The organism is Adhaeribacter soli, from assembly GCF_008727925.1.
Taxonomy (GTDB): Bacteria; Bacteroidota; Bacteroidia; order Cytophagales; family Hymenobacteraceae; genus Adhaeribacter_A; species Adhaeribacter_A soli.
On the sequence record NZ_VTWT01000004.1, the window covers coordinates 162,637 to 180,000 of the forward strand.

The following is a 17,364-nucleotide window of genomic DNA, read 5'->3' on the forward strand; positions in this document are numbered from 1 at the left end:
TTATTTCTCAAATGTGAAAAAATGCAGCCGTTTTACCTGATTTCCGCCCTGATCCGGCTTAAGCTGCCCCGGGTTATTCCCAGGTAAGAGGCAATATGCCCCAGCTGAACCCGCTGTATTAAGTCCGGATGCTCGTCGAGCAATTGCTGGTAGCGTTCGGAAGCGGTGCGGAATTGCCGGGAAATGAGTCGTTCTTCCGTTTTTATGAGTTCCTGTTCGGCAAACCGCCGGCCCCAGTTGGAAATGGGCAGGTCTTCCAGAAAGAGTTTTTGCAGGTTACCGGCCTGTAATTCATATAAAACGCAATCTTCCAGCAACTCGATGCTTTCGTAGCCCTTCTGGTTTTCCACGTAGCTTTTCATGGAAATAACGGTATCGCCTTCCTTTCCAAACCAGAACGTTACTTCGGTATCCGGTAAGCTGGCAAACGCGCGGGCAATTCCTTTTTTTATAAAATAGATGTTCGGCTCAACTTTATCGGCCCTTAAAAGAATATGGCCTTTGGGAAAGGTGATCTCGGTAATGCTTGCTTTGAGGATCGCTTTAGATGTGCCGGGAAGCGGGTGAATTTTATCGAGGATTTGATCTAGGTGCATTTATTATCTCCTGCTTGCGTAGCACATTGCGTTTTGCGACTTGCCGAAGGACGGGATTTTTTCACGAATATAAAATAAGCAGTAAGGCAGAACCTGCGCAAATGTTTTCCAAGGTCCGTCGGCCGGACTTTCATCAAGCCGATCCTTGGGCGATTGTGTTTGGCAACGTTATTCTTTCTCTACTATATTTCCCTTTGCGCCGTTTGCATCCAAACCTGTTCGGTCTGTGATTTTGCCTTTGTCGATCTGCACTGCTATACCTTGTTTAGAAGCAGCGGATATATTGGTTAATGGTGTCTGGCCATTATCCGTAACGGACACGGCAACGGAATTTTTCCCATTGGCTTCCACCATTCCTTTTATTTCCACTTGCTGAACCAGGCCACCTTCCACATTAAAAGAATGCACCTCGTCGCCGTGCGTGGTAATACCGCCGGAAATTGTTAATTTCCTGATTTCACCTCCCGGTTTTACGCTAACTCCATCAGCCGGAAGTTCCATGATTACGCCTTTAACCAGCGTTTGTCCTTTGGAGCCATGGGTTACAATTCCGTTTTTAACGGTTATGCTCCCTACCGGTTTACTTACCTGCATCCCGATAGAGCCGTTGCCATGCGTAATCAGGGAATGAAAGGTTGATTTGGTAACCGTCCCGTCGTATTGATTAAACCCGCGTGCGCCTAAGCCAAAGGTTTCAATCTTATCTTTCGCTTCAAATTCATCCACAACCCCGAAGTTCACAAAGCCGATCCCACTCGGACCATAAGAAGTGATGGGTTTTTCTGCCGTCCATTTTTCCACCTTTCCCCACGTATCCAGCACCATATCGTTAACGCCATAGGTAGTTATTTCGCCAGTATGTGTGATGTTTTTTACCTTGGTTCCGTTGACTATAAACACGCCGGCCGTGATCATATCGGGCTGGCCGTACGGCAACATACCGTTGGAGTAAATTGCTCCCGTGGTAATATTGTCGGCAATTACCCAACCGCCCTGATCGCCAAAGCCGCACACAAATAACCCGGAGCCAATTACCGGTGCACCCTTACGACCCAGACTAATGTTGGTTAAAGTGGCATTGATTACACTTTCTGTATCGCTGTTATAATTGTAAACGGTAAACGCACCCTGGTAAACATTTACGCCATACTTCTGTGGCTGCTCCGAATACCGGCGGGAATCACAAGCCACAATGTCTATGTTGTCGGCAATAAGATCGGTTTTGCTGGTTCCCGCTCGGGTTAAGATCTGAACCTGCCCGGTTACTGTAAGGTTTTTCAGGGTAAGGGTTCCAAGATCGGCCTGGTTGCTTAGCAAATAAATGGCCCGGTTGTTCGGATTGGTTTGAATGGTAAGATCAGCAACCTCATTGTTGGCGGTAAGACCAAGGCCGTCGCTGCTGCTGAAACTTAAAATACACTTGTCTTTGTCAGTGCCTGTTATACTGAAGCCGGCGGGTAAGGTAATGGCGTAAGGACAAAGTATTGAGGTTTGTAATTCCAAAGCCGCCGGAGTGGCATTATTGAGAGCTGCCATCAGTTCTACCAGGGAATTGATCTGTATTTTCATGGTTTCTGTGTTTAAGGTAAATTACCTGAACAGGTCGCACAACACACAACTGCTTCAGAAACCAAATGTTCAGCTTACCGGGATCTTAATCCTGAATAAGCTACCTTTTTCTACCTCAAAAACGCTACCATTTCACCTGAAAAACCACTCAAAGCTAAACTCCCATTCCGAACTTTCCTTTTTTCTGTGCTTTCATGATCCGCAGTTCTGCTTTTCGAAGCTTCCCACAGAGGTTTTTTGTAAAGCCGATTTGCACGTGTCCTCTATATAAATTCAATGCGAAAGCTGCGCTGCATTCAAAAGTTCTGCCCTGTTCGTCAGTGGCGCCTGCAGCAATGCCTGGTTGCCAGTTATTTTTCTGCAGATTGTCAGTTTTCATCTTCGGTTTGTTCTACGTGCAGGATGTGTAGAAGCCGGTGAATGATGGGGGTGAAAAACACGGCTGTAATACTCAAAAATGCTACGCCGCTGTACAAGGCATAAAGGGAAGAAAATATTTTGGCAGTAGGCGTAGTCATTTCCACCACCGGTCCCATGCCGGTCAGGATCATACAGGCCATATGAAAACTGTCGAGCCAGGAAATTTTGCCGAAATGATGATAGCCGATGGTGCCCAGTGATACTGAGATCAGGATCAGGCCAAAAGCGAACAAGCCGTAACGCCCAAGCCGGACTAAGAAGTGCGGGAAAGGAACAACTTTTTGTCGGCGATTTTCTAATTTCATTTCTTTGGGAGTTCTTGCCTGAGGTCTTCCGGAAAGTGGGTTTACACTTCGTGAATTTCCGGTAATTTTTGTTTGATTGAACCCGTACAGGTCCGGTTTTCGCGCTGAGCAGTTTTGTTTCAGGAGCGGTTATACCAGGGTTGTCTTTTCCAACCAAAACACTACCTTTTTTCCTTTCGTCGGTTCGGTGCCCGCTGAATGTATTACCTCAAACCCTGATTTAAATTAGCCTACGTTCACGCCGAATAAATAGCCTACCAAAGCCGTTAAACCCATTGCGGCCGTGCCCCAGAAAGTAATGCGCAGGACGGCCTTCAGGATGCTGGAACTGCCAGTTTTAGCTGCCAGCGCACCCAAGGCGGCTAGAAATACGATCGCAAAGAAATATAAAGCATACTCCATGTTGGCAACGGGCAGAAAGAGCGTAACCAGCAAGGGCAGCAAACTTCCCACGGTAAAAGAAGCTCCCGAAGCCAGGGCTGCCTGAATGGGGTTTGCCTGCGTGATTTCATTCATGCCCAGCTCGTCGCGCATGTGGCTGCCTAAGGCATCGTGCTGGGTAAGTTCTCTGGCTACGGTTAAGGCCGTTTCTTTTTTAAGCCCTCTTTTCTCGTAGATCTCCGCCAGGCGCTGCAGTTCAAGTTCGGGCATATCGGCTAATTCCTGCTTTTCCCGCGCAATATCGGCCTTTTCCACATCTTCCTGCGAGCTGACCGATACGTATTCGCCGGCCGCCATAGACAAAGCGCCCGCTACTAAACCGGCCACCGTGGCTAGTACAATGGGATCGCGGGTGCTGCTGGCGGCGGCCACCCCAATGGCAAGACTGGCAGTAGATAAAATGCCGTCGTTGGCACCCAGCACGGCTGCCCGAAGCCAGTTGCTGCGCTGTACAAAATGCGGGGCTAAATAGTCGTTCGTTTCTTCTGCCATGGTTTGGTTTTTAGGAAATTGAAAGGCAACTCAAAGTGCGGTTGCAGGCTGGTTTGCGCCGAAAGTAAATTGCAAAACTATGGTTTCACGGTTTGATATAGTTCCTGTGTTGTCGGAAGTCTGGTCAGCAGGATAGGTTTGATGGTTACTTTCCAGCTTTGTTTTTTTCGGTCGTCGCGCAGTTCAATAAGGCTGGCGGGGATTGGGGTTAGGTGTGTTACTAGGAACTTAAAACTAATAGAACTAAAATCATGATTTAAGGCCATTATTTCAATTTCCTAATAAATCCCTTAATTCTCTGAATTCATCATTATTAAGTAAGTCTAGATCGTTTCCAGTTGCAAGTTTTATTGTTTCCCTAGCCTCCTTAATTCGATTTAGCATTGGTAAAATGATTCTCTTGCCATGCTTTACAAAGTTGTTTAAATCCTTTGTACAAGTTGGTATTTTGTAACCATCTCTACCAGATGCTATTAGGATACCATTATCCCTTAATGCACCCACAACTTTTGTTCTAAAATATTCAGGCTTTAATTTATCCTGTCTACTTTGATTTAAATGCCTGAAAATTTCCTTAGTTGTTATATATCTATTTTTAGGGCTTGTTCTTTGGAAGAATAATAAAAGTTTCAGAAAATTCAGCTGATCAGTTTTTTGCTGGTCTGTTCCTGTATGAGAATCCAAAAAGTTTTGGATTCTTAAATAACTTACTTCAGCAATTTGGGGATCAAAGCTTTCATCAATATTAGATTCTGCTAATTCACTATAGGTAAACTCTCTAGGGAAGAAGTTAAAATCAATTGTGATTGGTTTTAGCAGTTCTTCAAATTCTTGGCTGAACTCTGATTTTTTTGTTTCATCAAAAATGTAACTTAAAGTACCTGCAATGAAATCTGCTAATTGGATGAAGTAGCTTTGTTTGCTGTTTTGGATATTGAATTCATAACCAAAAAATAAGGTAGGTGGATGCTGTTTTTCAACATACCTTTTAAATTCTCTCATAAATTCGTTACCGCCGTGCTCATCAACAAATAACTCAAGGCTTGGAAATGTTCTGAAAAGTTCTTTATAAAGAAGATTATTTATGTATTTGTAAAATGACTTTTTATATCCAAAGCCTTTACCAAATAATTTTCTTTTGTCAACTATCACAGCATAAACCGAGATATCTAATTTGGCAATATCAGAAAGTATTCTTTTTCTTCTTGAATGATTTGGTCCAACTCCACTTGATTTAATTTCACCCGTTTGAAAGTTGTGAACTTTTCTAATCTGGTCAATCCCATCTCTAAGTTTATCCAGATTATCATTTTTGCAAATAACGGTTGCTACAATGAAGTGACTTCCTTGAGTTTCGAAATTAAATGAGTTGTTTCCAAATTCGTCTGCAAATGCAGTTATTTTATTTTGCATCATTTAATCTATTAGTTTGCGTTTATATAGCAATCTACACTTTCCAACCCAAAACACTACCATTTCCTAACAAAAACTACTCAAAGCTAAACTCCATTTCCGAACTTTCTTTCCGGGCTTTTTTCTGCGCTTCGGTGGCCCGCAGCTCTACCCTTCGGATCTTGCCGCTGATGGTTTTGGGAAGTTCTTCCACAAACTCGATGAGGCGCGGAATTTTGTAGGGCGCCAAGTTATGCCGGCTGAACTGGTAAATTTCCTGAGCCAGTTCTTTGGTAGGTTTATGCTCCGGTGCCAGAATAATGAACGCTTTTACCTGAAAACCTTTGATTGGGTGCGGACTTCCGACAACTGCCGATTCCACTACTGCTTCGTGCTCAATTAAAACACTTTCCACTTCAAACGGGCCCACGCGGTAATCCGAAGCTTTTATCACGTCGTCGTCGCGGCCGATGAACCAGATGTAGCCGTCGCCGTCTTTGTAAGCTTTGTCGCCGGTGTAGTAGAGGTTGTGTTTGAAAACGTCCTTTTTCTTTTCCGGGTCGCCGAAATATTCTTTGAAAATGCCGTTGGGTTTGCCAGTATCGGTGCGTACGCAAATGTGACCTTCTTCGTGCAGCGGCAGTTCGCGGCCTTCATCGTCGGCAATAATAATGTCGTAGAGGAAGGTGGGTTTACCCATGCTCCCGAATTTCAGTTCGTCGCCTACCAGGTTGGCCACCATGCAGGTGCTTTCGGTCTGGCCGTAGCCGTCGCGGATCATGATTCCGGTGCCTTCGTGCCAGGTTTCAATAATTTCGGGATTCAGCGGTTCGCCGGCCGCAACGCATTCCCGGAAGCTGAAGTTGAAGGCTTTCAGGTCTTCCTGAATGAGCATGCGCAAAGCCGTAGGTGGCGCACAGAAGGTCGTGATTTTATGCTTTTCGAGTTGCTCTAATTGCGCTTTGGCGTTGAACCTTCCGGCCGGATGATAGGCAAAAACCGTCGCGCCCACGTTCCAGGGCGCAAACACGCAGCTCCACGAAAACTTGGCCCAGCCCGGTTGCGAAATATTGTAATGCACGTCGCCTTGTTTCAGCCCGATCCAGGAAGCCGTGGAAAGGTGCCCGAACGGATAACTCAGATGCGTATGCGTAACCACTTTGGGCATGCCGGTGGTGCCGGAAGTGAAAAACAAAAACAGCGGATCGTCGGCTTTGGTCTGAGCAGCTTCGGCAGTTTTTTCCTGGCTTTCGATAGCGTTTAAAGGCTGCCAGCCAGGCTTTTCGCCGTCCACAATTATTTTGAGCTGCACGTTTTGCCCCAGCAGTTTTTCGGCTTCATCAATTTTATCCGCATTTTCCAGGTCGGAAATTACCACGTTGGGTAAGAGCTTTTCGAAACGGTATTTAATGTCCTGCACGCCCATGATCGTTGCTACCGGCACCATCACCAGGCCCCCTTTTATGGCCGCGAAATAGGCAAACCAGTTGGCCGGCAGCAAGGCCAGTTGCAGGAACATGCAATCGCCCTGCTGCAATCTGTTCGCCCGGAAAAAGTTGAGCAGCTGGTTTCCTTTTTCGGCTATTTCGGTATAAGTATATCGTTCTTCCTTTTCGCCATCGGTCCAAAGTAAAGCTTCCTGTTGTGGGTGCTGTTTCAGGTTAATGGCTTCAAACACTTCGGTAACCCAGTTAAAATATTCCGGTTTTTCCAAAGGCAGGCCGCGGAGTTTGCTGAATTCGTGGTTGGCTATTAAACTTCTGACTTCCTGGAAATAAGGCGTTAAACTCATATAAGTAGCGGTTTAAGATCTGATGGAAATGACTTTTAGCCGGAAAACAATAGCGTTTTATTGCGGCTGAAAAGATTGAATAAGGTACGAAAGGATTTGGTAAAAGGCGAAGAATGTGGGGATAGAATTTGACCCCACCCAACACTCCCCTAAATCAGGGGAGGGCTTTAAACTCTGATAATTCTGATTCAGACAGAAATTGTCTGAATCAGAATTATCAGAGTTTAAAGAATTCTCAGAATTTAAAAAAAAGATTTCACCCGTGCTCTTCCGGCACAATTGTCCGAAACAGCTAAATGCCTGAGATTAGAAAGCAGCAAAGAAAAAGTCCTCCCCTGTTTTTAGGGGAGGATTTAGGTGAGGTCAAACCTCCTTCAATTGCAAATACTTCCGCGCCGCCTGCGCCATGGTAGCCACACTCGCGCCCAGCATGATCACATCTTTTATCACCAATCTTCCGGCACCGCTCAAGTAAGGGAATCCGTGGTGTATGTCGCCAAGGGATTGCACCCAGGTTTCGGGCGTGGTAATAAGAAACGAAAGCGTTACCAAGCTCATGCCGAAAGCCAGAAAACTTCCCAAGGCGGAGACGCCCGGCCATAGCGGATAGGCGGCTATGAGCAAACCGATGAGCACGATCACCGTGCCGAGACCATAAGAGAAAATATAGGTGTGGTTTTCGGTGTGCCAGGCTACGTTTTCCGGTTTCAGTTCACCTTCTTTGTTCATGTGTTTTTTGTATTCCGGCGCGTCGTACTTATAAAAGAAGCTCATGAGCGGAGAGTTGGCTACAAACGGAACAATGCCGTTGGCTTCGTAAGGAAATGCTTTCAAGCCCCCGATCCAAACGAGTACGATGATGAGGCCAAGGCGGCATAAGTGTAGTCCGGTTTCCTGGAGGCTGGCCGCGAATTGAAATAATTTATGCATGGTTCAGAAATTTGTTTTATTGCAAATTTCCGGTTTTTATTGCCGCCATACCATGCACCAAAAGCTTTAAGGGATGGACAAATATCCCCGTCGCATCTCCCATTCGGCTTCACGGAAGTGCGTAGGGGAGAGGCCAATGTGTTTTTTAAAAAAGCGGCTGAAGTAATGTTCGTCTTTAAAACCCAGGCTGGCAGCCACGCCTTTTACCTGCGTATCGGTGTGCAGCAATTCCCATTTGGCCCGAAGCAGCACCTTTTCCGAAATCAGCATCGACAGGCTTTTATGGAAGTGCTTCCGGCATAAACTTCCCAGCGTTTTAAGCGGCAGGTGCAGGGCATCGGCGTAAAAAGAAGGCTGGTGGTGCTTGCTGAAGTTCTCGTTTATCAGGGTTTCGAGCTGGGTTAAAACCGCCGGAATTTGAAACTTCGGATTGCAGCCCGGCGTTTGCGCGGTCTTCAGACGGGTAAGTTTTACCAGGAAAATCTTCAGGTACGAGAAGACTAGCTCGCCGGTGGCCAATTCCCCGGTTTTCATTTCTGCCTGCATGTTTTTAAGCAGTTGTGCCAGTTCTATTGCCGTTTCCGGTTCAACGGCTATGGGTTGGGCGTTGTACACCTGGTTGAAAAGCACCCCATTGCAGCCTACTTCGTGCTGGTAGGTTTCGATGCAGAAAAAGTTCGGGTGAAAAAGCAGCAATTGCGCCCTGGTCGGGGAATGGGGTTGCAGGGCGAAAGCCTGGTAAATGTTAAAGCAAAATACCTGCCCCGGCCCAAAGCTGGTTTTCGAGAAATCGGTTTCCAGCCTGCCTTCGCCTTCCTGTACCCAAAGCACGCTGAAATAATTCGTATGGTTTTGCCACACCTTATCCTTCGCCTGAACCTCTGAAATAAGCAAGGGCTCCGTTTCCTGGTTGGCTTTGTAAACGTGTAAGGGCAGCTTTCCGGTCAGCATCTCATTAAATTATAGTAAAACCGTAGCCTTAAAAGCTCAAAAACTGCTCCGCCTGCAATTCCATCAGTTCCAGGTAAAAAGGGGTAATGATCTTGCCTTCGGCCATATGGTTATGCACTTGCGGGATGCGCACCTTATTGGCGAGTACGTGCATGCCCAGGTAATTGAAAATATCGGTCAGGTGGCTCATGGCCAGCAAGCCGCCCTGGGTGCCGTTGGAAATAGCCAGCATGGCCGCCTTTTTATGGCGAAAGGTATTCGGGTAAGCCAGGCCGTCGATGAAGGCTTTCAATACACCGGGAAACGAACCGTTATATTCCGGCAACACGAAAACAAACTTTTCGGAACCGGCAATCAAAGCGCTAACAGCATTAAAAGCTTCGTTTTTGCCGGTATGCTCGTACAGCGCAGTGCTGATAAAATCGACGGGTAATTCCTGCAGATCGAGTAATTGTGTGGGCTGCTGAAACTTCTGTAATAGCATGTCGGCGTACTGTTCCGCAATTAAGCGGGAAATAGAATCATTCCGGTTCGTGCCGACAATTATCGTGATCATGCTGAAAGAGTAATTTTCTACCGGCCAAAGTTAACTAAAATCCGGTTTGGTATGGGTAGCCGTTTGCGTTTAACCGTTTTTCGGCGGAAAAGGATATTGTTTTTAAACCAATTTTCCGGATTGGTTTTATCGGTTCATCTGTAGAGACGCCCAATTTGGGCGTCTCTACGTTCCGGACATAAAAAAAACCTGTGAGGTCTTTAAGACCTCACAGGTTTGAAACATTGGTATTCTAAAAACTCTCTCCTGAATCAGAGGAGAGTTTGGTGGGATTAAACGTTGTCGGAAGTTGCTTTGGCGGCGATAAACTCGCGGTTCAGCATGGCAATGTTTTCCAGGGAAATGCCTACCGGACACTCTGCCGCGCACGAACCGATGTTGGTACAAGCGCCAAAGCCTTCTTTGTCCATCTGGGCAAGCATGTTTTCTACACGCGTTTTGCGCTCCACTTTACCTTGCGGCAACATGGCCAGCTGGCTCACTTTCGCGCTAACGAACAACATGGCCGAAGCATTTTTACAGGCTGCTACGCAAGCGCCACAGGCAATACAGGTAGCAGCATCGAAAGCTTTATCGGCAATCGATTTCGGAATTGGAATAGCATTGGCATCCGGTACGCCACCGGTATTCACCGATACGTAGCCACCCGCCTGGATGATCCGATCGAAAGCAGAACGGTCTACGCTCAGGTCTTTGTGAACCGGGAACGGCTGGGCTCTCCATGGTTCGATGGTAATGGTATCGCCGTCTTTGAACTTACGCATGTGCAGCTGGCAGGTAGTAGTACCTGTTTCCGGACCGTGCGGACGGCCGTTAATGAAAAGGCTGCACATACCGCAAATACCTTCGCGGCAATCGTGGTCGAACGCGATCGGGTCAACGCCGGTGTGCGCAAGATTTTCGTTTACCACGTCCAGCATTTCCAGGAAAGACATTTCCGGGGAAATATTTTCGGCTTTGTAGGTTTCTAATTTACCGGCGTCGTGGTTGTTTTTCTGGCGCCAAACCCGCAGCGTCAGGTTCATGGGTTTGAGGTTCGGATTATTTCCTGCCATAACTTTTTATAATTAAGAATGAATAATTAATAATTAATAATTATTTCCTCGCGGATCAATTACCTTATCAATTTCTTCACTCCATATTTCAATTATTAATTCTTAATTATTAATTACTAATTATTTATAGCTCCGCTGGGTCAGCTTCACGTTTTCGAACTTCAGTTCTTCTTTGTGGAGTTTTTCCGGCTGGTTCGGTCCGGTATATTCCCAGGCGGCAACGTAAGCATAATTGGCATCATCGCGCAATGCTTCGTTTTCCGGCGTCTGGTATTCCTCGCGGAAGTGACCGCCGCAGCTTTCGTTGCGGTTCAGGGCATCGTCTACCATCAGCTCGCCCAGTTCCAGGAAGTCAGCTACGCGGCCGGCTTTCTCTAAAGTCTGGTTGAACTCTTCGTTTACGCCCATTACCTTCACGTTTCTCCAGAAGTCGGCCCGCAATTCGCGGATCATACCTTTGGCTTTGGTCAGGCCTTCGGCGTTACGCGCCATACCGCAGTAGTTCCACATAATGTGGCCCAGTTCTTTGTGGTATTCGTCTACCGTTTTGGTACCGTTAATGGAAAGCAACTGCTGAATACCGTCGCGAACGTTTCTCTCGGCTTCGGCAAACGCCGGATGGCTGGTTTCTACGCGGTTTGCCGGCATTTGCGCCAGGTAATCGCCAATGGTGTAAGGAATTACAAAATAACCGTCTGCCAGACCTTGCATCAGGGCCGAAGCACCTAAGCGGTTCGCGCCGTGGTCGGAGAAGTTACACTCGCCAGTGGCATATAAACCCGGGATTGTGGTCATCAGGTTGTAATCTACCCAAAGGCCACCCATGGTATAGTGTACCGCCGGGTAAATGCGCATTGGGGTTTCGTATGGGTTTTCGCCGGTAATTTTGGCGTACATTTCGAACAGGTTACCGTATTTAGCGGCTACTTTATCCTGACCATCACGCTTAATAGCATCGGCAAAATCAAGGTACACAGCCAGACCGGTCGTTCCTACGCCTCGTCCTTCGTCGCAGGCCAGTTTCGCGTTCCGGGAAGCCACGTCGCGTGGTACCAGGTTACCGAAAGCCGGGTATTTTCTTTCCAGGAAGTAATCGCGATCCTCTTCGGCAATCTGGGCTACTGTAATTTCGTTGCGGCGCAGGCGCTGGGCCATTTCCTGGGTTTTAGGAACCCAAACACGGCCGTCGTTACGCAGCGATTCCGACATCAGCGTCAGTTTAGACTGGTAATCGCCGGAAACCGGAATACAAGTAGGGTGGATCTGGGTGAAGCAAGGGTTACCGAACAGAGCGCCTTTCTTGTGCGCCCGCCAGATAGCCGTAGCATTACAGCCCATAGCATTGGTACTCAGGAAGAACACGTTGCCGTAACCGCCGGTAGCCAGAATTACCGCGTGCCCGCTGTGCGACTCGATGGCGCCGGTAACCATATTCCGGGTAATAATACCGCGGGCTTTGCCGTCTACCATTACCAGGTCCAGCATTTCGGTGCGCGGGTACATTTTTACTTTACCGTAAGCGATCTGGCGGCTAAGCGCCGAATAAGCGCCTAAAAGCAGCTGCTGTCCGGTCTGGCCGCGGGCGTAGAACGTCCGGCTTACCTGGGCACCCCCGAAAGAACGGTTCGCAAGAAGGCCGCCGTATTCGCGGGCAAAAGGCACGCCTTGCGCAACGCATTGGTCAATAATATCTACCGAAACCTGGGCCAGGCGGTAAACGTTGGCTTCGCGGGCGCGGTAGTCGCCGCCTTTAATGGTATCGTAGAATAAACGGAAAACGGAGTCGCCGTCGTTCTGGTAGTTTTTGGCAGCGTTAATACCACCCTGAGCCGCAATAGAGTGTGCACGGCGCGGGCTGTCCTGGTAGCAGAACGCTTTTACGTTGTAGCCCAGTTCGCCTAAAGTAGCAGCAGCCGAAGCGCCGGCCAGACCGGTTCCAACTACAATTACGTCGTATTTCCGTTTGTTGGCCGGGTTTACCAGCTTCACGTTAAATTTATGTTTGTCCCATTTTTCGGCCAAAGCGCCTTCCGGGATCTTGGAATCTAAAATCATATCGGTAAAGAAAATGAATTACTTAAACAGGAAGAAATAAAGCGGCATGGCAGCAAAGCCAAGGCAAACGATAATGGAAAAAGCGTAACCGAAACCTTTAATAGCCGGGGTGTACTTTTTGTGGTTCAGGCCCAGCGTCTGGAAGGCGCTCTGGAAACCGTGCATTAAATGGTAAGCCAACGCAATCATGGAAATTACATAAAGGACAACGTACCACCAGATCTTGAAAGATTCAGCCACGCGGATGTACAGGTTATCTACCATTACCCCGTCGATCATTACCTTGTCGAGGCCGCCGGTTTTCGTTGGCAGGAAGAAATTGTACAAATGAATAATTAAGAAAACCAAAATTACTGTTCCGAGTAAACCCATATTACGGGAAGACCAGTTACTGTTCTGTTCCGGATGGTTTACCGCATAAGCTATAGGACGGGCAGCTTTGTTGCGGCGGGTAAGCGCAACGGCATCCCAGATGTGAAATACGAAGCCAGCCAGCAACACAAATTCCATTACCCTGATAACCGGGTTGTGGCCCATGAAATGCGAGTACACGTTGAAAGCCTGGCCGCCGTCGTTGTTAAAAAGCTGCAGGTTACCGATCAGGTGAACCACCAGAAAGGAACAAAGAAAAAGGCCGGTAATCGACATCACGATTTTGCGGCCTATACTACTGGAAAACGTTTTAGTAAACCAACTCATTTGTTAATTATTAGGTTTTAAGTAAGCAGAGTAGAGATTGTTTAATTGTCAAAGGTAAGAGCCGGATATGTATAAAACAACGTTGGAATCATATTTTGAATGAGTCTAAATAGTTTCAAGGCGTTAACATAGCAATTATGCAATAAATACCCGGTAAAATGAGTTTAACCTGTTATTGGGAACAGAAATTCGTAAATACCCGAAAGTTTTAGAATACATTTGTTTTTTGCTATATTAGACCGGACTTTATGAGAAGAAAACCTACCGTTTGGCAGAAATGTTTTTTTAGCTTGCTGGTGGTATGGGGTATATATTTTTTAGTGCTTCCAAAAGCATTGGCAACCCATATCCGGGCCGGCGAAATTACCGCTAAAAGCGATACAGCGGTAAACAACCCCAACCCCCTGAAGTATTATTTTAAACTGGTAACCTACGTAGACCCGCGACCGGGCATTCCGGACGACCAGGCGACGCTATTTTTCGGAGACGGTACCAGCCAGACGGTAGGTAAGTTTTCAGATGTACCCATTGCCCCGGATATTAACCGCCGGGTTTTTTATTTTGAGCATATTTATTCGGCAGCGGGCCGCAGCTACGATGTTGTTTATAACGAAGAGAACCGCAATTCCAGTATCATTAATATTGCCAGTTCCAGTACGAATAGTTTTTACATCCGCACCCGGGTCAGCATTTTTCCTCAGATCGGCATTAACCGTTCCCCTCAGTTCAGCGTTCCGCCTATAGACTGGGCTGCCCAGGGGCAGATCTTCGTTCATTTTCCGGGAGCTTACGACCTCGATCAGGATAGCCTTTCTTACCGTCTGGTAGTTCCGCAACGCAACTCCGGACTTTCCACCGCGCCGGTTGCGGCAGATGTATTTAGTTACCGTTATCCGAATGATCCGAGCTTTGGCGGAAATACCGTTACCGACCCGGTTACCGGTGTTACTCCCGGGCAACCTGTGCGGTTCGATCTGAATGCCCACACCGGAGAGATCCGCTGGAATGCCCCGAACATGATAGGGGAATATAACATTGCCCTGGTGGTAGAGGAGTGGAAGGTTGTGCCCGGCAGGGGAGCCATAAAGCTGGGAGAAGTAACCCGTGACATGCAGATCAGGGTAAGAGGCACGGTAAACCAGCGACCCATATTGCAGGTTCCCAACGATACCTGCGTAGTGGCCGGAACCCTGATCCGAAGCGTGGTAAAAGCAACCGACAGCAATGGCGACCCGTTAACCCTTAATGCCTATTCCGGAATTCTGCCGCCGGCTACTTTTGTGCAGACAGCGCCTACTTCCGGTACTTTCCAGTGGCAGACCAGATGTGCCGATATCAGCGAACAGCCTTACCAGGTAGTGTTCAAAGTTACCGATAATCCGGGGCAGGGAGAAACGCCGCTGGTAGACCTGAAGGCCTGGAACATTACAGTGGTGGGACCGGCGCCTACCGGCTTAACGGCTACGCCGCAACCGAATAGACAGATACTGCTTACCTGGAACCAATATACGGTAGCGGGTTGTGCCAATGCCGAGAAAATACTGATCTACCGGCGGGAAAACCTGGCCAATTTTGTTCCTACCACCTGCCAGACGGGCGTACCTGCCTCTACGGGTTACCAGAAAATAGGTGAAGTAGGCCCGAATATCACTTCCTTTACCGACAATAATAATGGCCAGGGTTTGCGGCCGGGGGCTAATTACTGCTACCTGATCTACGCCCAGTTCCCGGCCCCGAAACGCGGCGAAAGTCTGGCCTCACTGGAGGTTTGCGCCGAAGTGCCGATCCTGGGTACGGCGCTTACAAACGTAACGGTAACCGAAACCAGCCTTACAAACGGAAAAATACAGGTGCGTTGGAGCAAGCCTTTAGGCGACCTGAGCCAGTTTACCGGCCCTTACCAGTACCGTTTGCAGCGGGCAATTGGCGTTACCGATGGTCAGATTTACAAGCAGATCTTCTCCTCGGCAAACCTTGACGATACTGCTTTTGTAGACCAGGGGCTGAACACCCAGGACAGCGCTTACCACTACCGTTTAGATTTTTATTATACCAATAACGGGGTGCTGGAATTACTGGAATCGAGCCAGCCGGCCTCCAGTGTGCGGTTAACGGCCGAATCGGTAGGCGAAACCATGCAGCTGAACTGGACCTACCAGGTACCCTGGAACAATGAACCACGCAAGCACCTCATTTACCGGGAAATAAATCAGGCCTTTGTGCTCATCGACAGCGTGCAGGCCGGGCCTTTCAGCGGCAGTTACACCGATCGCGGGACCTTCAATAATGAACCTCTGAGATTCGGCCGGACGTATTGTTATTACGTGCAAACGGTTGGGCAATTTGTAAATCCAAAGCTGCCGCCGGTTGTGCGCAATAATTCGGAAAGATTCTGTGCCGTAGTCCGCGATACCACCGCCCCTTGTCCACCGACGTTGAGTCTGGCTCTGCTTAATTGCGATTCGCTGCAGCAGGTGCCTTTCGGACCGCCTTTCAGCAATAAGCTCCGCTGGCAGCCGGCCACTGGCAACGAATGCGGCAACGATGTAAAAGAATTCAAAATCTACTACCAGGCCAGGGAAGGAGAAAGCTTTGAATATGTGGCTACTACGCCGGCCACGTCCTTCCTGCACCAGAACCTGCCCGTGCCTTCGGGTTGCTATGCGGTTACGGCCGTAGATTCTTCGGGGAACGAAAGCCGCTATAGCAATATCGTGTGCCAGGATGTCTGTTACTTCCTGGAACTGCCCAACATTATTACCCCGAACGGCGACCGTGCCAACGATACCTTCCGGCCGCGCCAGAGCGCCTTTATCCGTTCGGTCCGGTATCAGGTGTATAACCGCTGGGGCGTAAAAGTTTTCGATAAAACCACCGGGCCAACCATTGATTGGGATGGTACCGCCGATGACGGGAACCGCTTAGCCGATGGCATTTATTATTACCTGGCGGAAATAGAATTTGCCGGCCGGGATCCGAAGGCCTCGAGGCGAACTTTTAAAGGCTGGGTAGAAATAGTCCGGTAGAACTTCAGGAAAAGCAGCTTCAGTAATGGGGCTGCTTTTTTTATAACGGTAGGTTTCAGACAAAAAAAAGTAGCTGGCCGGGAAAGTAAAACCGGTTGGGGTTCTTTTTGAAATTTATCGCGTATCTTTCGGCCCGAAATTTATTGAACAGCAGTAAAACTTAAACAGCAACATGAAGGCATATATTTTTCCGGGCCAGGGTTCACAGTTTGTAGGCATGGGCAAAGACCTCTACGACCAGTTTCCGGCCGCTAAAGAAATGTTCGAGAAAGCCAACGAAATTCTTGGTTTCCGCATTACCGACCTGATGTTTAACGGCACCGACGAAGAGCTGAAACAAACCAAAGTTACCCAGCCGGCCATTTTCATTCATTCGGTAATTCAGGCCGCCATGCTTCCCGATTTTAAACCAGATATGGTGGCAGGGCACTCTTTAGGCGAGTTTTCGGCTTTGGTTGCCAACAAAGTGCTTGCTTTTGAAGACGGTCTGAAACTGGTAGCGCAACGTGCCATGGCTATGCAGAAAGCCTGTGAAAACGAACCTTCTACCATGGCGGCTATTCTAGGCCTGGACGATGAAAAAGTGGTGGAAATTTGCGCAAGCATTACCGACGAAGTAGTGGTTGCCGCGAACTTTAACTGCCCGGGGCAGTTGGTAATTTCCGGCAGCGTAAAAGGCGTTGAGCTGGCTTGCGAAAAAATGAAAGCAGCTGGCGCAAAACGGGCTTTAATTTTGCCGGTAGGCGGCGCTTTCCATTCCCCGCTAATGCACAGCGCGGAAAAAGAACTGGCCGAAGCCATTTACAACACCGAATTTAACGTGGGCATTTGCCCTGTTTACCAGAACGTAGATGCCAAACCGCACATCGATCCGGAAACCATTCAGCAGAACCTGGTAAAACAGCTAACGGCCCCGGTTTGCTGGACCCAGAGCGTGCAGCAAATGATCGCCGACGGCGCTACCTTATTTATTGAGTGCGGACCGGGTAAAGTGCTGCAAGGTTTGGTAAAGAAAATCGATAAAAATGCCGAAGTAGCCTCGGGTGTCGTAAATGCACCGGCAGCTTCCTAAAAAAACGGTATCC

The 17,364-nt window shown here is 48.1% G+C and carries 15 protein-coding genes; 2 read left to right on the forward strand and 13 right to left on the reverse strand.

The genetic code is table 11. The features are described 5' to 3' along the window. Window positions 1-32: 32 nt before the first annotated feature. The 13 genes from F0P94_RS08840 to F0P94_RS08900 all read right to left on the reverse strand — a co-directional run bounded on the left by F0P94_RS08840 (window position 33) and on the right by F0P94_RS08900 (window position 13,253). Window positions 33-596 (reverse strand): Crp/Fnr family transcriptional regulator, encoded by a 564-nt coding sequence (locus F0P94_RS08840; protein ID WP_150903524.1) that lies wholly within the window; start codon window positions 594-596, stop codon window positions 33-35. Between the two features lie 168 nt (window positions 597-764). Continuing rightward, a complete protein-coding gene (locus F0P94_RS08845) occupies window positions 765-2,165 on the reverse strand; it encodes a hypothetical protein (protein ID WP_191906979.1) in 1,401 nt (466 codons plus the stop codon). Between the two features lie 154 nt (window positions 2,166-2,319). Continuing rightward, a complete protein-coding gene (locus F0P94_RS08850; RefSeq protein ID WP_150903525.1) occupies window positions 2,320-2,544 on the reverse strand; it encodes a hypothetical protein in 225 nt (74 codons plus the stop codon). Next, the gene (locus F0P94_RS08855; RefSeq protein WP_150903526.1) at window positions 2,534-2,890 is read right to left on the reverse strand and encodes a hypothetical protein; all 357 of its coding nucleotides are present in this window, start codon (window positions 2,888-2,890) and stop codon (window positions 2,534-2,536) included. Before F0P94_RS08855 ends, F0P94_RS08850 begins: the two co-directional genes overlap by 11 nt. 225 nt (window positions 2,891-3,115) lie before the next feature. Next, complete coding sequence (locus F0P94_RS08860; protein ID WP_150903527.1) at window positions 3,116-3,823, reverse strand: VIT1/CCC1 transporter family protein; 708 nt, start codon at window positions 3,821-3,823, stop codon at window positions 3,116-3,118. A 270-nt stretch (window positions 3,824-4,093) separates the two neighbouring features. Beyond that, on the reverse strand, window positions 4,094-5,239 hold the full coding sequence (locus F0P94_RS08865; RefSeq protein ID WP_225307169.1) for a DUF3800 domain-containing protein: 1,146 nt from the start codon (window positions 5,237-5,239) through the stop codon (window positions 4,094-4,096). A gap of 73 nt (window positions 5,240-5,312) precedes the next feature. Beyond that, the gene (locus F0P94_RS08870; RefSeq protein ID WP_150903528.1) at window positions 5,313-7,007 is read right to left on the reverse strand and encodes an acyl-CoA synthetase; all 1,695 of its coding nucleotides are present in this window, start codon (window positions 7,005-7,007) and stop codon (window positions 5,313-5,315) included. Window positions 7,008-7,370: 363 nt separating this feature from the next. Next, window positions 7,371-7,937 carry a DUF417 family protein gene (locus tag F0P94_RS08875; RefSeq protein ID WP_150903529.1) on the reverse strand — a complete coding sequence of 189 codons (567 nt, stop codon included), beginning with the start codon at window positions 7,935-7,937 and terminating at the stop codon, window positions 7,371-7,373. Window positions 7,938-8,003: 66 nt separating this feature from the next. Further along, window positions 8,004-8,888 (reverse strand): AraC family transcriptional regulator, encoded by an 885-nt coding sequence (locus F0P94_RS08880; RefSeq protein ID WP_150903530.1) that lies wholly within the window; start codon window positions 8,886-8,888, stop codon window positions 8,004-8,006. Between the two features lie 28 nt (window positions 8,889-8,916). Next, window positions 8,917-9,444 (reverse strand): NADPH-dependent FMN reductase, encoded by a 528-nt coding sequence (locus tag F0P94_RS08885; protein ID WP_150903531.1) that lies wholly within the window; start codon window positions 9,442-9,444, stop codon window positions 8,917-8,919. 272 nt (window positions 9,445-9,716) lie between these two features. Further along, window positions 9,717-10,469 (reverse strand): succinate dehydrogenase/fumarate reductase iron-sulfur subunit, encoded by a 753-nt coding sequence (locus F0P94_RS08890; RefSeq protein WP_150903687.1) that lies wholly within the window; start codon window positions 10,467-10,469, stop codon window positions 9,717-9,719. Between the two features lie 150 nt (window positions 10,470-10,619). Beyond that, complete coding sequence (locus F0P94_RS08895) at window positions 10,620-12,554, reverse strand: fumarate reductase/succinate dehydrogenase flavoprotein subunit (protein ID WP_150903532.1); 1,935 nt, start codon at window positions 12,552-12,554, stop codon at window positions 10,620-10,622. A gap of 18 nt (window positions 12,555-12,572) precedes the next feature. Beyond that, window positions 12,573-13,253, reverse strand: a complete 681-nt coding sequence (locus F0P94_RS08900; protein ID WP_150903533.1) for a succinate dehydrogenase cytochrome b subunit — start codon at window positions 13,251-13,253, stop codon at window positions 12,573-12,575. A 335-nt stretch (window positions 13,254-13,588) separates the two neighbouring features. On the opposite strand from F0P94_RS08900, the gene F0P94_RS08905 reads away from it, so the two are divergent. Then, complete coding sequence (locus tag F0P94_RS08905) at window positions 13,589-16,279, forward strand: T9SS type B sorting domain-containing protein (protein ID WP_191906980.1); 2,691 nt, start codon at window positions 13,589-13,591, stop codon at window positions 16,277-16,279. 172 nt (window positions 16,280-16,451) lie between these two features. After that, on the forward strand, window positions 16,452-17,351 hold the full coding sequence (gene fabD / locus F0P94_RS08910) for an ACP S-malonyltransferase (protein WP_150903535.1): 900 nt from the start codon (window positions 16,452-16,454) through the stop codon (window positions 17,349-17,351). Window positions 17,352-17,364 lie beyond the last annotated feature (13 nt).

Bases quoted from the DNA above. Each gene is read 5' to 3' on its own strand.
- F0P94_RS08900 (WP_150903533.1), bottom strand. From the start codon at position 13,253: ATGAGTTGGTTTACTAAAACGTTTTCCAGTAGTATAGGCCGCAAAATC.
- fabD (WP_150903535.1), top strand. From the start codon at position 16,452: ATGAAGGCATATATTTTTCCGGGCCAGGGTTCACAGTTTGTAGGCATG.
- F0P94_RS08850 (WP_150903525.1), bottom strand. From the start codon at position 2,544: ATGAAAACTGACAATCTGCAGAAAAATAACTGGCAACCAGGCATTGCT.
- F0P94_RS08870 (WP_150903528.1), bottom strand. From the start codon at position 7,007: ATGAGTTTAACGCCTTATTTCCAGGAAGTCAGAAGTTTAATAGCCAAC.
- F0P94_RS08840 (WP_150903524.1), bottom strand. From the start codon at position 596: ATGCACCTAGATCAAATCCTCGATAAAATTCACCCGCTTCCCGGCACA.
- F0P94_RS08855 (WP_150903526.1), bottom strand. From the start codon at position 2,890: ATGAAATTAGAAAATCGCCGACAAAAAGTTGTTCCTTTCCCGCACTTC.
- F0P94_RS08895 (WP_150903532.1), bottom strand. From the start codon at position 12,554: ATGATTTTAGATTCCAAGATCCCGGAAGGCGCTTTGGCCGAAAAATGG.
- F0P94_RS08860 (WP_150903527.1), bottom strand. From the start codon at position 3,823: ATGGCAGAAGAAACGAACGACTATTTAGCCCCGCATTTTGTACAGCGC.
- F0P94_RS08885 (WP_150903531.1), bottom strand. From the start codon at position 9,444: ATGATCACGATAATTGTCGGCACGAACCGGAATGATTCTATTTCCCGC.
- F0P94_RS08880 (WP_150903530.1), bottom strand. From the start codon at position 8,888: ATGCTGACCGGAAAGCTGCCCTTACACGTTTACAAAGCCAACCAGGAA.
- F0P94_RS08875 (WP_150903529.1), bottom strand. From the start codon at position 7,937: ATGCATAAATTATTTCAATTCGCGGCCAGCCTCCAGGAAACCGGACTA.
- F0P94_RS08890 (WP_150903687.1), bottom strand. From the start codon at position 10,469: ATGAACCTGACGCTGCGGGTTTGGCGCCAGAAAAACAACCACGACGCC.
- F0P94_RS08865 (WP_225307169.1), bottom strand. From the start codon at position 5,239: ATGATGCAAAATAAAATAACTGCATTTGCAGACGAATTTGGAAACAAC.
- F0P94_RS08845 (WP_191906979.1), bottom strand. From the start codon at position 2,165: ATGAAAATACAGATCAATTCCCTGGTAGAACTGATGGCAGCTCTCAAT.